The 14508-nt window shown below is 64.1% G+C and carries 12 protein-coding genes and 1 pseudogene; 6 read left to right on the top strand and 7 right to left on the bottom strand.

Annotated features, from left to right (window positions below; translation table 11 throughout):
• Positions 1 to 144: 144 nt before the first annotated feature.
• The 4 genes from VEB62_RS11130 (at position 145) to VEB62_RS11145 (ending at position 8205) form a co-directional block, all read left to right on the top strand.
• A complete protein-coding gene (locus VEB62_RS11130; RefSeq protein ID WP_324799388.1) occupies positions 145 to 5883 on the top strand; it encodes an LPD38 domain-containing protein in 5739 nt (1912 codons plus the stop codon).
• Positions 5884 to 5946: 63 nt separating this feature from the next.
• Positions 5947 to 6396, top strand: coding sequence for a hypothetical protein (locus VEB62_RS11135; protein ID WP_324799390.1), 450 nt, complete (start codon positions 5947 to 5949; stop codon positions 6394 to 6396).
• 99 nt (positions 6397 to 6495) lie between these two features.
• On the top strand, positions 6496 to 7575 hold the full coding sequence (locus VEB62_RS11140; protein ID WP_324799392.1) for a hypothetical protein: 1080 nt from the start codon (positions 6496 to 6498) through the stop codon (positions 7573 to 7575).
• A 9-nt stretch (positions 7576 to 7584) separates the two neighbouring features.
• Positions 7585 to 8205, top strand: coding sequence for a hypothetical protein (locus VEB62_RS11145; protein ID WP_324799394.1), 621 nt, complete (start codon positions 7585 to 7587; stop codon positions 8203 to 8205).
• 2 nt (positions 8206 to 8207) lie between these two features.
• On the opposite strand, the pseudogene VEB62_RS16720 reads toward VEB62_RS11145, so the two are convergent.
• Together VEB62_RS16720 and VEB62_RS11150 are read right to left on the bottom strand one after the other, a co-directional pair.
• Positions 8208 to 8303, bottom strand: a pseudogene (locus VEB62_RS16720) (DUF6471 domain-containing protein); the annotation flags it as partial.
• A gap of 79 nt (positions 8304 to 8382) precedes the next feature.
• Positions 8383 to 9603: a hypothetical protein gene (locus VEB62_RS11150; RefSeq protein ID WP_324799397.1), complete on the bottom strand. Its 1221-nt coding sequence runs from the start codon at positions 9601 to 9603 to the stop codon at positions 8383 to 8385.
• Between the two features lie 130 nt (positions 9604 to 9733).
• On the opposite strand from VEB62_RS11150, the gene VEB62_RS16725 reads away from it, so the two are divergent.
• Positions 9734 to 9988, top strand: a complete 255-nt coding sequence (locus VEB62_RS16725) for a helix-turn-helix transcriptional regulator (RefSeq protein ID WP_414642034.1) — start codon at positions 9734 to 9736, stop codon at positions 9986 to 9988.
• Here VEB62_RS16725 and VEB62_RS11155 read toward each other — a convergent pair.
• Positions 9981 to 10739, bottom strand: a complete 759-nt coding sequence (locus tag VEB62_RS11155; RefSeq protein WP_324799401.1) for a hypothetical protein — start codon at positions 10737 to 10739, stop codon at positions 9981 to 9983. The two genes, VEB62_RS16725 and VEB62_RS11155, sit on opposite strands and share 8 nt — an antisense overlap.
• Before the next feature lie 135 nt (positions 10740 to 10874).
• On the opposite strand from VEB62_RS11155, the gene VEB62_RS11160 reads away from it, so the two are divergent.
• A complete protein-coding gene (locus VEB62_RS11160) occupies positions 10875 to 11306 on the top strand; it encodes a thermonuclease family protein (protein ID WP_324799403.1) in 432 nt (143 codons plus the stop codon).
• A gap of 460 nt (positions 11307 to 11766) precedes the next feature.
• On the opposite strand, the gene VEB62_RS11165 is transcribed toward VEB62_RS11160, so the two are convergent.
• From VEB62_RS11165 to VEB62_RS11180, 4 genes are all read right to left on the bottom strand, one after another.
• Positions 11767 to 12267, bottom strand: a complete 501-nt coding sequence (locus tag VEB62_RS11165) for a hypothetical protein (RefSeq protein ID WP_324799406.1) — start codon at positions 12265 to 12267, stop codon at positions 11767 to 11769.
• A gap of 806 nt (positions 12268 to 13073) precedes the next feature.
• Positions 13074 to 13235, bottom strand: coding sequence for a DUF3606 domain-containing protein (locus VEB62_RS11170; RefSeq protein WP_324799408.1), 162 nt, complete (start codon positions 13233 to 13235; stop codon positions 13074 to 13076).
• 528 nt (positions 13236 to 13763) lie between these two features.
• A complete protein-coding gene (locus VEB62_RS11175; protein ID WP_324799410.1) occupies positions 13764 to 13979 on the bottom strand; it encodes a hypothetical protein in 216 nt (71 codons plus the stop codon).
• A gap of 289 nt (positions 13980 to 14268) precedes the next feature.
• The coding region (locus VEB62_RS11180; protein ID WP_324799412.1) for a GNAT family N-acetyltransferase at positions 14269 to 14508 on the bottom strand (240 nt) is incomplete at its 5' end.

The raw sequence follows: 14508 nt of genomic DNA on the forward strand, positions 1-14508 counted from the left end.
TATGCGAGACCCGGCGACACGTCGCGCGGCGACGGTTCAAGTGTAACCGACTGGCAACCCCATCGCTCGCTAGGCGAACGGTTCAGCTCGACGGCGGACGCTCAGGTCGGCGAGACCCTGTTGCAGGCGGGCGGACGGCTGTCGATGCGCGGCGGCGATCAGCGCCACGTTGACCCGGCTTCGGGCGAGACGTTCGTTTATCAGTCCCTTGGCAACGCGTTGGCGCAGAACGAACGGCGGGCGCGCGACGACTACGCAACGAGGGTTCGGGGCGACGAATGGTATCGAGCGCCGGGCGGCCTGCCGGGCAAGTTCGCAGCCGGTGTCGCTACGCTGGCGGGCGCTGTCGGCGGCACGATGACCGATCCGACAAACCTGATCGGCTTGGGCGGACGCACCTTCGTTCAAAAGGCTATCGGCGAAGGTGTAGTCAACGCCGCGTCCGACGCGGGCGCGCAGGGGCTGGATCTGGCCGGAGACGTTCGCGACACATACGATCCGATGCAAACCGCCCTGTCCGGCGCGCTGGGCAGCGGCATCGGCGCGGCGGCGCATGGTGCGCCCATCGCTGGCCAGTTTGCGGTTTCTCAGGGGCGCCGAGCGCTTACGGGGGGTCGCAGGGTGGCGGCGAATGTGAGCGACCGTCTCAACCCTGTGCCGTCCTTTGGCGGGCAGGGAATGGATAGCGGTGCGGTGCGGAGCCGGGACGTTATGCCGAGTGGGCAGAGCGTCGCCGATTGGCTGCGGAACCCTGTGATTGATGTTGTGCCGGAACAGCGACGCGCCCCCCGCGCCGCGGCTGCCGTCAACGTCCCGCCAGCGTTCCGTCAATCCATAGGCCGCGCCTCGGCCGAGACGGGAGTGTCGGAGAGCTACCTTTCGCGGCTGGCGCAGCGGGAGTCCGGCTTCGACCCCACGGCGGACGCCGCCACCTCAACCGCGCGCGGCCTATATCAGTTCACGGAAGGGACGTGGCTGGATACGTTAGATCGACATGCCGCCGCGCTGGGCCTGTCGAACCTTCGCGGGCGCAGTCGCGCCGATTTGCTGGCACTGCGGGACAACCCCGACCTCGCCATCCGGGCGGCGGCGCTTCATTCGCGCGACAACGCGACCGCTCTCCGCAACGTATTGGGCCGCGATCCTACGGACGGCGAGCTTTACTCTGCTCACTTCCTTGGCGAGGGCGGGGCACGGACGCTGGCCCGTGCCGACGCAGACGCCCGCGCCGCCGATCTGTTCCCTGACGCCGCCGCCGCTAACCGGTCGATTTTCTATACCGGCAACCGCCCCCGCACCGTGGTCGAACTGCGGGCGCAGCTGGCGGAGGGCTTCGGCGGGTCCGTGACTTCGCCGGGCGCGTCTCTCTCGTCCTTTAGCGCCCCTCTCTCTCGCGAGCCGTCGCCCTTCGTCTCCGATACCCTGACGCGTCGCCCATTGTCGGACGACGCGCTAGGCATCGACGCCCCCGCCGGGCGGCAGGCTGAGCCCGTGCGCTCGGCTACGTTTGACCGCGCGCTGGCGGCTCAGGGCGACGAGGCTCCCCGCTTCCGGGCCGAAGATACGCCGGACGGATTCCGGGTGTTCCAGGAGGGACGCTTGCGCGATGTGCCGATGATGTGGGGCAGGCGCGAGGGCAACGATCTCCGTCTTGAAAACACCGCCCTTCCCCTCGAAATGCAGGGAAGGGGCTATGGCGTCGAGATTTACACCCGCGCTGCTGACGCCGCCGCCGAACGTGGCGGGCGGCTCCTGTCGGACTCTATCGTCCGGCCGGAGGCGGCCAACGTCTATGAGGCCCTAGCCCGTCGCGGCTACACCGTGGCCCGTGACCCCGACGCCCGCCTCGTAAGCGGAGCATGGGAGGCCCCGGACGGTCGCCCGGTGTTCACCGTCGCCAAGGCCTCCGACCTTGCCGCCCAGCCGCTCGCCGGTGTCGAAGGCATGGCCCCGGCCCGGCTCGCTGCTGGAGCCGGAGGCAAGCCCCGCCTCGCTACCAGCGCTCATCGCCGCGTCAGTGGGCCATCAGGCCGGAGCCCCGCCCCCGCCGCCCCGCCCGCGAAGGGCACGGGTCAGCCGCTCCTTGCGACCTCCGCCCACCGCCGCGTGGCGGCTTCGGGCAAGCTGGATATTGATATGTCCGGCTATGCTGACCGGCTTGGCGCTGGCCCGGCCACCCGCCCGGCTACACAGATGCGCGGCCAGCGCCTGTCCACCGGGCAAGGTGCTCCTGACTACGCAGGGCAGACCGTCAGCACACTGGCGGAGAAGGTGCGGACCTCTCTCGGATTGACGCACCGCCAAGGCCGCGTTTCGTCCAGCCGCGCCGCTGGTGAGTACGACACCAAGTCCGGCGTTATCCGCACCCGCGCCGCCCGTCACGCCATGTCGGTCCTCTCGCACGAGGGGGGCCACGCGCTCGAGTATAAGCGCACTGCCGCCCTCGCCGCCGCCCTCAAGGCACACGAGGCGGAGCTAAAGCCGATGGCCTATGAAGGCGCGGCTCCCGGTGTGTTGCGCGAGGAAGGCTTCGCGGAGTTTTTCCGGCTCTACCTGACAAACCCGGCCCTAGCCCGCAAGGATGCACCCCGGTTCTACGACGCTTTCGAGGCGGCCTTGCAGAAGGACATGCCGGAGACCGCTGCCGATCTGCTCGGAATCCAGAAGGGTTACGGCGACCTTCTGGCCGCAAACTCGCTGGACGTGGCCGCGTCGTCCGTCGCCTACACCGGAACGCCGGGTGTCCTTGGCGCTGTCCACAGGGCCGTGACTGAAAGCGGCCTCTCTGGCTCGCTGCTCAAGCTGGCGGACGAGGTATATCGCGGCGTCTACGACACCAACCACCCCTTCAACATGTGGGTTCGAGAGCTTCAAAAGCGGTCAAAGGCCAACACCGGCTCTCGGCAGAACATCGTCCCCGCCGATCACCCCTATGTGCTTGCCCGGATCGCAAACCATTCCGGCAACATCGCGCAATCTGACATCATGCACGGCGTCGCCCCCCATGGAGGGGCTGACCCGGAAGGCCCGTCGCTCTCTGACGCCGACCGCGTCGCCTTCAACGGCAAAGACCCGACGCCCGAACAAGATGCGCGGTTCGCCGGGTATCTGATCGCGCGCCGGATGGTTCAGGAATGGGACCGCTACTCGCGCGGCGAGCTGGACCGGACCCCCGACAAGCCCGAGCATGACAAGGCTTTTCATGAGCGCGTTATCGCCGACGCTGAGCGCCTGAATCCCACTTGGCGCGAAGCCTCTGACATGGCGAACGAGTGGGGGCGCAACCTCTGGAAGCTGAAATACGACAAGGGCCTGCTGACGCGGGAAATGTACGAGGCCGCTAACGCGAACCGCACCTATCACGTCCCGTTCCAGCGTGACGTGTCGGACCTGTCCAAGCCCGGCGGTCGCGGTCGCGCTGCGGGCGTCGGGCAGTTCGCGGGCGGAGCGAAGGGCTTTGAGGGGTCGGAACGCGACATCATCCACCCGCTCGTCTCGATGGTGAAAGATGCGTTTGAGACGCGCGCGGTTATCGCACGCAACGAGACCGTTTCCGCCATGCGCCGGGCCATGGAAAAGGCAGGCCCCAACGTGGGCGATCTGTTGGAAGAACTGCCCGCCGATCAAACCCACGCTATCGAGGTCGGCGCACTCGACGCCATGAAAGCGGCTGTCAAAGCTCTCGGTCTGGACGACCGCGACACGGCCATTTCCTCGATCTTTCAGGCGATGGAAGCCGAGAAGAATATCAAGGCGACCCTGTTTCAATCAGGACCGTTCACGCCCCGCAAGAATGAGGCCGTCGTGTTCGAGTGGCGTGACGGGAAGGCGACGCCCTACCTCCTGCCGGACGGTTGGCTGGGCAAGAAGCTGTTTGAAGCCATAGGCTCGATGACCGGCGACACCCGCACGGTTTGGGAGGAAGTGGCGGGCGCGGCGGCTCAGGCGCTCCGCCTCGGAATCACTGGCGTTCCCGAGTTCGCGATCAAGACGACGCTCCGCGACCAGCTTGCGGCGGCCATCCTGACGGATGTTGGCTTCGTGCCTTTCGTAGATACCGCTCGCGGGCTGTCGGACGCTGTGACCGGTTCGCAGAACATGCGCCGCTATCAGGCTGCGGGCGGGCTGATGGGCGGCGAGACGATGGCCGCCACGCGCCGGGCCTTCCCCAAGAATGACGTTGAGGCGAAGCGCCAGCTTAAGCGTCTGCGAACCCGCGTCGTGTCGTCGCCCGCCGATCTCATGAAGGGCATAGCGCACCTTGTGGACGTGGGCGACACCGCAACCCGCCTGTCTGTGTTCCGCAAGGAACTTGAGCGTCAGGTGAAGAACGGGGAAAGCCCGGCTCGCGCGGTCATCGCGGCCCGCCATATGTCGGCGAACTTCTTTGATCCGTCACGCATCGGAGGGTGGGCCGGCGTACGCCAACTCGCGCGTTCAGTTCCGTTCTTCAACTCCGGCCTTCAAGGCCCGGACATTGCCGTTCGGGTCATCCGTCACGCCTTTAGCAAGCCGGAGACGATGCGCGACAAAGCTGCCTTCCGTCAGGCCGTTTGGGCGCTCTCGATGCTGGGCGCGACCGCTATGCTCGGGCTGGGGGTGTGGGCCGCCAACCACGACGACCCGGACTTCCAAAATATCAATAATCAAACTCGCGGGACCCATTGGCCGTTGATGAAAACGGGCGACGGGGAATGGCTGCTCTATCCCAAGTCCTTTGAACTTGGGATGCCGTCGAACCTTACCGAACGTCTGGCGCAGGCTCTGACGGAAGGCGACGCCAAGGTTTTTGACCGCATCCGGGCGGATGTTCTCAATACGATGGCCCCCACCCGCGACGCGCCTATTCTGGCCGTCCCGTTCCAAGCCGCTGCCAATCAGGACCGCAACGGAACGCCGATCATCCCCGATCATCTGCGGACTGGCGTTGAGCCTGACCTACAGGTGAACGCTTGGACCTCAGACACCGCCAAGCTGTTGGCTGGCAACGCCATGTCGCCCGCGATCCTTGAGCACTATATCACCGGGTTCTTCGGTTCGGCCGGGCGGGACGCGCTTAAGCTGGGAGAGATGGCTATCGAAGCCGCGACGGGACAACCGTCTATGGCGGGCCGCGCCCCTGACATGATGCTGACGCGCGGGTTCGTCCGGCGCACGGCTCGCGGCTCCGATAGCGAGCGGACCTTTTGGGATTTGGCAGCGCGGGACGGGCAGCTTGAGCGGGCTTATCGGTCCTACAGCGCATATCTGCGGGACGGCAACACCGCTCGCGCGGACCGCTACCTAGCAGGCCTGAGCCCGCAAGAGCGTTCTTATGTCGGGGCGATGGCCGCGCTTGAAGGTGAGTCCCGCATGGCGCACCCGCTGTTCCGGGCGCGTGAGGCCGTGGGCGTAATCGGCGACATTCGCCGGGAGAACCGCGAGGGCGTGTTGCTCGGGCGTGACGGGCGGTTGGCGCAGATGACCCCGCAAGTCCGCCGGGCGATTGACGACGGGCTAGACGATCTGGCCCTCGCCGAAATCCATAACGCCCTCATCGCAACGGGAGCCCGTGGGTGGGAGACCCGCGACCGCATCGACGCCGGGGCTATCTTCGCCCGCATCGCAGAAGACGACCCGCTTGTAGCGGCGGTGCTCATGGCCCGGTGGAACGAGGCCAAGGTGCCCCCGGCTCCGGCTGCGGAACAAGTCTGGTTGCAGCTCCGCCCCGCTTTCGAGGGCGTCACGAGCGAACAGCTCTCGCCCGCGATGCAGGCCCGCAGGCTACAGGGTTCAGGCAAGAACGACGAGATTCGCCGTCGTGTCGCTGAGATGCAGCAGCCGCCCCGCCGTGGTCTGCTGGGCTCTCAACCGCCCCGAACCGGGCTGCTGGCTCCGCAGTAATCGGCCCCACAAACAGGCGTTAGCGGTCCTTTTTGCTGACGTGGTTCGGGCACTCTCGGTGTCATGGAAACCGCCGCCCGGCGCATCGATCACGAGCTAGCGTCTCTGTTCCCCCCGCATTGGGCGAACGAGACGAGCGCGACGGAATGGCTGTGGCCGTGGGGACCGGACGCGCCGGCCGATCCATCGCCCACCGTGTTGATGGGAGATGGAACCGCCCGCATTGTCCTGACCGCAGCGCCGACACCCGGCGGATCATGGGTGCGGCCTGAGCCGGAAGGCGTTGTCCTTCATCTGAGCGCCCGCGATGCAGCCTCGATCAAGGGGCGTGAGGTCGTGTTCGCGCTGTGGGTTGCGCCACCGGTCTTGCCGACCGTTGACAACTTCGCCGCTTTCGCCGCCTACGTCGCCGCCCTCCCGGACCCATACGTAGAGCCTGCGGTGAACGCCGACGCCTACGGCCTGTTCGTGGTAAGTGATTGGGCGGCGACGCCTCACGCAGGTACGGCATGAGCCCAGCCCAACCGGCGGAGAGTCTAACTATCCAGAAGTCCGGCATCGGGTAGCAACACCATAAACGGTGATGTCTGCACCGCAGCTATCGACTCAGAGTTGAAAGGCTGTTTCGTTGCGCCCGACGACTGGGGGCTATTCGGCATGGCGGCATCCGCGACCGAGCGACGAGTTTATCAGTGGCACATCGCGCTATCGACAAAGCCGAGCGAGGCGGCGGGGACGGTTACGTTGTCCATGGACGACGTGATCGGGGTTCTGGAATCGGAGTGGACCGCCAAACGGGCCCGCGTCCTTATGGCCAAGGGAACCAGTCGGTTCGTTGACGCTGATGATCCCGAGGCGGACCCCAAGAACCAGATTTACATCGCAGACATCACCCGGGATGAGGCGTCCAACACCGTCACCCTTCTGATAAATCGGGGAGACCCTGAGGCCTTGGGACCGGCTTACATCGAGATCGAAGCCAACGCCGTAGCGGGCAAGATCAGATCAACGAAGGCGACGGCGAAAGAGACGCCCGGCTGGTCCGCACATCTGGTGCTGTCGCTAAAGCCGAAGGGCAGCCTGCACAGGGCCTGCTTTGAGCGTATGCCGAAGGTGAACACCTCGATTGTGGAAATGGCGATCAATCGGATTGTCGCGACTGCTCTCGCGGGCAATCCCCACTACACGTTCGAGCACGTCAGCCGGGCGAAGGGCAAATCGCGTATGACCCGCAAGCCCTATGCGCCCGTGATCGCTGCAAACCGGGTTGCTACGGAGAATGCCGCCGACGATCTTAAGAATGCCGAGTTATCACAAGTAACCTTCACTCGAAGGATGGTGCAATACAGCGGAGTTGGCGCTCCGGAGATCGTAGATTACGTCGAAGAAAAGCTGGTTGTGCACACTAAGCCGGTTGGTGAGAGCAAAATGGTCGTCGGACTAAAGAACCTGATTTCTCGCGCCAAGGATGAAGGATACAGTAAAGTAACATTTGGCATTCACAAGCTACCCGGTAACGCGAGCAGCAATCCAACCATTGATCTGGATACCGAAGACGCGCTGGAAACGCTTTATGTGCGGGCCAGACGTCTGGAGCACTTCAGCGAAGAGCTCTTGTCATGCTACTCTAAGATCAATACCGCTATCCAAACAAAGATGATTGCTGTTGTCACTACCAACGGAAACTGGTAGCATACGCCCATGATGATCTGGGCCTTCAGGCAACTGGCCACACCGTGCAACTATCTTCGGATAAGACATGGAAGTGGTGTGCTGACATCAAAGGCGGTTTACGATTTCGTGCTTCCCGCGATACTCGCGGGTCTTACGTTTGGCGTGGCGGTGCTCTTTGACCTGCCGCTGGACGTGCTGGGAAACAACGACCTGTTCGGCGCTCTGTCGGGACTGTTGTCGATTTTGATTGGTTTCTACATGGCCGCTCTCGCGGCTGTCGCCACTTTCGACCGAGCCGGAATAGACAACAAGCTCGCGGGGGGCGACGCCTTATTGTCGGTTAGAAACACAGACGGACCCGGGCGAAAAGACAAGAAGCTTTCGTATCGTCAGTTCATTTCATATCTGTTCGGATACGCTTCGTTTCTGTCGTTTCTGATATACACTGTCCTCTTGCTCTCAAAGAGCGTCTGGCCAAAGGCCTCGGCAGCCATCGAAGCTCTGCGCTTTGGAAACTTTGCCATGACGCACGTCATTGAACCCGCCAGCTTTGCGCTGATTTTTTTCTTTCTCTGGCAGCTATTCCTCGTGTCCCTGCTCGGAATCTATTTCCTCGCGGAGCGGATACAGGAGCTACACGAAAGCTAATCTTACAAGGCGGCTGGTCGCCGTCGGGGCGACCAGCACTGGACGAAGAAGGCGGCGGTGAATCTGCCGCGCGCGATCTTGATGGCCATGTTCCGCTCGCTCTCGGCCTCGAAAGCGGCGAGGAAGGTGCGAGCGTCGAAGGCGGGAGAGGCGCGGCCTCCCCCGTGTTCCCCCGGATCAACGGGCTTCCAGCCCTATTGCAGCCAGCTTGGCGCGCGCGTCGTCGCGTTCTGCGTCCTCGAAAGTGTTCAGCAGCCCGTTGATGAAGATGGGACGGAGATCAACCGGCGGCGCGGGAACCGGCGGCGGGGCGTGCCGCGCACGCTCGCGCTCAGCCGACTTGGCGCGGGCGCACGCGTGCTGGGTCACGCCGAACTCGTGCGACGGGTGCAAGGCGTTCCGCTCAGCAGCTGCAGTGGTGGCGTCGCCGCCCTCGAACTCAGCGTTGCCGTACGAGTCGCTAGGCGTCAGCATGGAACCCGTGCGAGTCTCGACATCGGCCAGCCATTCTTCAGCGTCGAAGGGATCGGGCTCGGCGACCACAGTGGCGTCGGCGCAGCCGGCGAGCGCCAAGCCGTCCTGATAGATGGACGCGACGAACACCTCTTCGGCTTCGCCCGCCAACAGTCGGGAGATGAACGCCGGATCAGTTATCTCGTCACCACGCCAACTGGCGTGCAGGTTGATGATGGCCAACCGGGCTTTTTCGCCCATGGCCTGCGCGTCGGGCGCGCGGGTCATCAGAAGGGCTTCGAGCGCCCGGTGCTTGGCAGCATTGGCGGCGCTCCACACGTCGGTATGGTCGATTTCCTTCTCGGCTTCCGTGACCGCATCTTCCATGGCCTGCGCGGCTTCATAGGCGGCAAGGGCGCTGTCCCATCCGGCGCGAGCCACGGCCCGCGCGTCGGCCAGTGCCGTCAGGTCGAGATACAGAGCCAGCAGGCCCTTTGCTGGCTCGTTCTGCGAAGTGGCGATCCGGCGTTGTGTGGCGGGGTCGGACAGATTGCCGGACGTGCAGCCGTGCAGCCACAGGAAGGCGTTGACCTTCTCCGCGATCTGCGCCGGGTCGGACGCGGGAACGCCAATCAGCCTGTCGGCGCGCTCTGCGATCAGGTCTGCCGTTGCATCATTTTCCGCCTCGCTGGTCGCTGTGCCGTCCAGAGCGACAGCGGCCCGGAAAGCTTCGGCGGCGGCGGCGAAGTCCAGCGATTGAACGCTGGCGGTGGCTTGAGCCGGGACGAACCCGCGCTTACCTGTGGTCCTGCTCATCACGGTGAGCCTTTCTTCGGAAAGGGGGCGGGCCGTTCTTTGCCGGAGGGTCCGCCCCGATTGAGCGTCGCCGTTGGAGGCGAAGCCGGGGAAGCTGCGAGCGGCGTCGTTCTGGTCGAGCATGGTCATGACGGTGGTCCTTGGTCGCAGGATCGCGACCCCTTCAAACCGCCTTCGACCCTTGGTCCGTTCCTAGACGACGCATCAAGAAGCTGTTACGTACATAACAGTTTCTCGCTCCGAAAGTCAACTAACTGACATGAACATACCAACTACTGCCCCTCTCACGGGTCCGGCCTGTCGGGCTGGAAGGGCGCTGCTCCAGTGGTCCACGCAAGACCTGGCCAAAGCGGCAGGCGTCTCGCCGACGACCGTCAACGCGATCGAAGGTGGCAAGCCGTTTCGACCGGGCAGTGCACGCAAGATCGTGGAGGCCTTTGCAGCCAACAGTGTGGAGATCACCAACGGTGCCGGGACCGGGGCGCGGCTAGTCGCCGATGGCGGCGCTACCTGACCAGCCGCAAGTGCGGCTCCGGTGGAGCCCGTGTGATGGTCGGTCTGGGGATGAGGCCTTCACCGCGAAGCGGCATCCATAGCCATCCATCTTCACCAGCTTCGCCTTCGAGCTGAACGGTATCGAACAAGCGTTCGGCAATACGGATCATGGCTCGCTGACGCCGCGTGAAGCCCAAATGCGAAGGCATCTCTTCGGGGGCGCGGCCCTCATACTCCAAGGGGAAGGGCAGGGTCAGGGCGCAGGCGCAGTCAGCCAGAAGGGTGTCGAAGAGTGTCGCCAACGCCGGAACCCACGGGGACTCGCGGCTGGCCGATCGCGCGGACCAGATGTCCTCGATGACGGCGATCGAGCCGAACGCCGCCAGTTCCGTGCCCGGATCGTCCCAGTTCTCTTGAAGAGCCACGGCGAGGCGCGCTTCCATGTCGGAGTCGGCGTCCAGCGGGGCGAAGAGATCGAAACCCTCCAATGGGAATAGGCGATACTCGGCGCAGCGTATCGCCGTCACCCATTCTTCGCCCCGGTGAAGGTGGAACAGGGACCGGCGACGCTTGGCCCCTGAGTCAGTCCAGCCGACATGTCGCCAACCCTGCCGCGCGATGGAAAAACCGTAGTCGGCGATGGTCCCAGCATGGGCGGGAATTTTGCCGTCGAGGTCCCGGAAGAACGGGCGTGGTGCGTCCTCCCGGCGGATACGGGGCCTCCGCATCAGTAGCTCGCTTCGTCGGCGATCGTCTTGCCACCACTCCATCAGAGGAAGCTAGCGCGCTCGGCGGTGGTCGTCACGAGGGGGTATCAGGCCCCACGGTTCTTGTGACCGTCGCCGCGTTCCCAGCCGGTTAGTCTCCGCCGCTTCAGGGACTCCCGTTCTGTGATATGAGGGGTGATGCGCCTAGCCCTCCTACCGGTTCTCGCCGTGGCCCTCGCTGCTTGCCAAGCTCAGGCAGTCGCGCCAGTCCCCGCCGCCAACGGCCCGGCTTCCATCGTCCGAGTCATCGACGGCGACACGTTCGTTCTGGACGGCGAAACGATCCGCATTGCCAATCTCGATGCACCCGAGAGCGGCAACGGGGCAGAGTGTCCGGCAGAGGCCATGCTTGCGGTAGAGGCCACTTCAGCGCTTGAGGAGATCGCGCGCCTTTGGGCCGTGAAGGCCCCCACGGTCGAGCGGCAAGGGCGGGACCGCTATGGACGGACGCTGGCGCGGGTGAGCGACCCGATCCACGGCGACACGGGCGAAGCCATGATTGACAAAGGATGGGCGGTCGAATGGACGGGCGCGCGATTCAATTGGTGCGGCCCAATCCGTCCGACATGACTGGGCTAGACAGCGCATTGCAGCTTCCCGTCGTGGCCTTGGCCACCTAGACCTCAGCCTCCCAGCCCCCCTTTGTATGTGTCGGGCCGAGATTGACGCTCCAGTTATGGGGCGAAACCCGACCGTTTCCCCCAGACGGCCACCACCAATGTAGCTCCAGACCGAAGTGAACGGCGGCGCGGTCCATTGCCTCGGCGATATCGCTGAACGCCTGCCAGTCCGCGTTGCGAGATGGGTATCGGTCCATAAGACGGTACAGCTCATGACGTGCGGCCGTCAGCTTTTGGAAGTGGCGGTCCGGCTGCTGGATGGGGCGGTCCGGCTTTGTCATGGCGGCGACGTTCTCCGTCTGTTCACCCGGAGTCAACGCTCCCCCCTCACCTACTAACGGTTAGCCAAGCGGCCAGACCTTCTCCACATTCAGCGAACCGGCGGGCGCCGAGATTCGGGCAGCTCACGCTCAGGAACAGCGGATCTCAGCGACCCGCGCAGATACAATGCCCCGGTCATAAGTTTTGAAGACCAGTCTCGCCCGTTCTTCGGGTTGGACGCTTTGGGCCGTTTCCGCAGTCCAGCCCGATATCTGGCCAGCAGCGTTGAGGAGCGTGATCGACATATACAGACTGAGGGGGCAGTCGTTCTCGGTGACCACGTTGACGACGAAGCAGCTGGCCCGGTCTCCGCTGCACTCCGCCGGGGTCGGTTCGTCCCATTGGGTCGCCACGCCGCCGCCCCTTGTGCTTTTGTAGACATTGAACCCGGGCGGCGCGATCCAGGACGTGGTGACATCGTTGGTGGCGAGCGAATCGCCAGCGCTTGAGTACATCCCGACGATGCCAAGGATGAAAATCAGGCAGAGCCCTCCCAGCAGGAAGGCGCCGGTAGAGCCCTCCGATCCGGCACTCTTCGGTCGGACGATCTTCACCCTTCGCTCGCCGATCTCGACGTCGCCGTCCTGCAATCCGTGCTCCCCCATCGCCCCGCTCAGCGAGCCAAGGTCAGGCGAACGGGAACCCCTGACACCGCGCTGGCGGTAAAACGATCCGGCGGATCTGATCAAATCGGCCCCAATCAGGTCTGTGGGTGTCGACGCCACAGGGACAGGTCATCAAACTCCCGCCATGGGCGGGCTAGCATCCGCTTGACCCGATCCCTTCGTCCGGGGCCCTTCCCGGCGCGCGGGCGGATTTGGCCGCGGACGCGGTGAAGGCGCGTCGAGCAAGGACCGAACGAAATCTCCCGCGCCGAGGATCGGCAGGGGTTCCCCAAAACTCTCGCGCCACAAGGCGTCGAGCTCACGGTCCTCGTCAGTCATCGGCTTCGACATTACCACACGGTATCAACAAAGCGTGGTCTGATCCTCAAGATTGGTGGTTAACGGAGCCATGCGTTCAATTACTCGCGACATGGACCATTGTCCTTCAGGCCGAACCATCCCACGGAGATCTACGGCGATGATTCCGAGGCGCTCCGCCCGCCTTGGGCGGCCTGAACCACATGCGGCGTCGCTTGCGATCGGCGATAAGTGCTCGGACAGAGGTCAGGACCGCTTCGGCGAGGCGACGGCCCGGCGCTAGAAGGGGATTCAGAGAGCCGGGCCGTCATGTCGGGTGCATCCCCCCCGACAGACCGACCTTAGCTGTTCGGGACATCGACATCCAGCCGCGTCTGATCCCCCTCCACGATCGGCGGACGTGTGAGTTTACAGGGGACCACAGAGACCTGGCGTCCGCCGTCCGGCGTCCATTCCCCCGCAGGATTCCGTCATTACGCTCGCAGCTCTCGCTCGACGTCGTCGGCCATGTTGCCGACCTTGGCGACCGCCGCGCGGAGGCGCTCTTCACTGACCCCGAACTTCGTTGCCCAGTCACGAACCTCGTAGTCCTCGTAGAGGCTGATTCGGGTGCGGTCCTGGAAAAGCAGACGCATACGGGCGAGGTCTTCCGGAGCGTCCGGATCATCGGCCTCGATCGTTTCACTTGCGGCGGACCGCGTTAGATATTGGAGCTCGTAACGGGGCATGTCGGGCTAACAAGGATGTTAATCCGTTCCCCGGGGTCCGATTAGACAGGAGTGAACGCGCCTATCTTCACGGCGAAAGCGGACCAGCGTCGCGGGCCGAAAGAGACTCACTGGAAGCGTCCGACGAGTCTTCGCAGGCGCGAATAAGCCTTGAAGCGAACAACGATATGTGACCTCTGCAACGGAAGGATTAGCGGGGCCACGGCAGATGATGAAGTTTCTTCGGCGGTTGTTTTGCCGGCACGTTTTGACGTGGTCGGAGCGACGTCAGCTTGAGTTTTGCGTCAAATGCGGAGTTTCTCGTGCTGCGAAGTAATTCGCATCTATGCGAACAGTTCGTCCCGCGCTGGTCATTCCAAACACCAGGCTGGTGCGCATGGTCCGATCCCGGGTTCCGGCCTTAAGGACAAGGTGCAGAAGGTGGCGACCGCGCGCTTAAACCTGAATAGACGTCTGAACGCTTGTCCGACGTTCGCGGCGGATGGTGGCGATGCGGTCATCGTCATCAAATATGTGGGCCGCATAGCCGCTTGCGTGCTGCTCTAGCAGGGCCTCGGCTTCCAGCTTGGCCGAGTCCAGATCGTCGGCGTCCAGCGGCTCCATATGTGGCACGGTCAGGATTTCGGATTCGATGTAGCAGAAGTAGGTCACGGCAATCTCCCGAACCAAACAGGCGGGAGTTTGCGGCGTGCGTTACCGATCTCCCTCGGCAGCGAGCGCCCGATGTTCCTTGCCCGCGATGCAAACTGATTGGGCGCATGGAGGAGGGAACGCAAGCGGTGCCGCAAGCTAGCGCGCGTGCGTAACTACACGGCCGCCTTATCCGCGCGGTAGGGGCGGATATCACGCACGATCTGGTCGACTCGTGTCCGGCCAGCAATGACAGCCTAGGGTGGCGAGCGAACTGTCGCCTATGGGTGGAAAGCGGACATGGAGCTCGTCAGTTGGCGCCCCATTCGCTGGCGAGCAGCGCGTACCCGACGGAGTCCACCCAACGCTCTGCGCGATAGTCGTAGAAGGCGGATGCATAGTGGGCTTCCAGCCGAAACCCCAGCCGCGTCAGCAACGCGCGCGAGGCCGAATTATCCGCCACCGTAACAGCCACCACCCGATGGAGACCTCGCCGGGAGAACATGTCAGCCAGGAGAGATTTCAGCGCTTCACTCGCATACCCCGCTCC

It is taken from the genome of Brevundimonas sp., assembly GCF_035626975.1.
Lineage (GTDB): Bacteria > Pseudomonadota > Alphaproteobacteria > Caulobacterales > Caulobacteraceae > Brevundimonas.

Coding starts and splice junctions, on each gene's coding strand:
- VEB62_RS11145 (WP_324799394.1), top strand. CDS start 7,585: ATGATGATCTGGGCCTTCAGGCAACTGGCCACACCGTGCAACTATCTT.
- VEB62_RS11170 (WP_324799408.1), bottom strand. CDS start 13,235: ATGCGTCTGCTTTTCCAGGACCGCACCCGAATCAGCCTCTACGAGGAC.
- VEB62_RS11150 (WP_324799397.1), bottom strand. CDS start 9,603: ATGACCATGCTCGACCAGAACGACGCCGCTCGCAGCTTCCCCGGCTTC.
- VEB62_RS11155 (WP_324799401.1), bottom strand. CDS start 10,739: ATGGAGTGGTGGCAAGACGATCGCCGACGAAGCGAGCTACTGATGCGG.
- VEB62_RS11135 (WP_324799390.1), top strand. CDS start 5,947: ATGGAAACCGCCGCCCGGCGCATCGATCACGAGCTAGCGTCTCTGTTC.
- VEB62_RS11160 (WP_324799403.1), top strand. CDS start 10,875: ATGCGCCTAGCCCTCCTACCGGTTCTCGCCGTGGCCCTCGCTGCTTGC.
- VEB62_RS16725 (WP_414642034.1), top strand. CDS start 9,734: ATGAACATACCAACTACTGCCCCTCTCACGGGTCCGGCCTGTCGGGCT.
- VEB62_RS11130 (WP_324799388.1), top strand. CDS start 145: ATGCGCGGCGGCGATCAGCGCCACGTTGACCCGGCTTCGGGCGAGACG.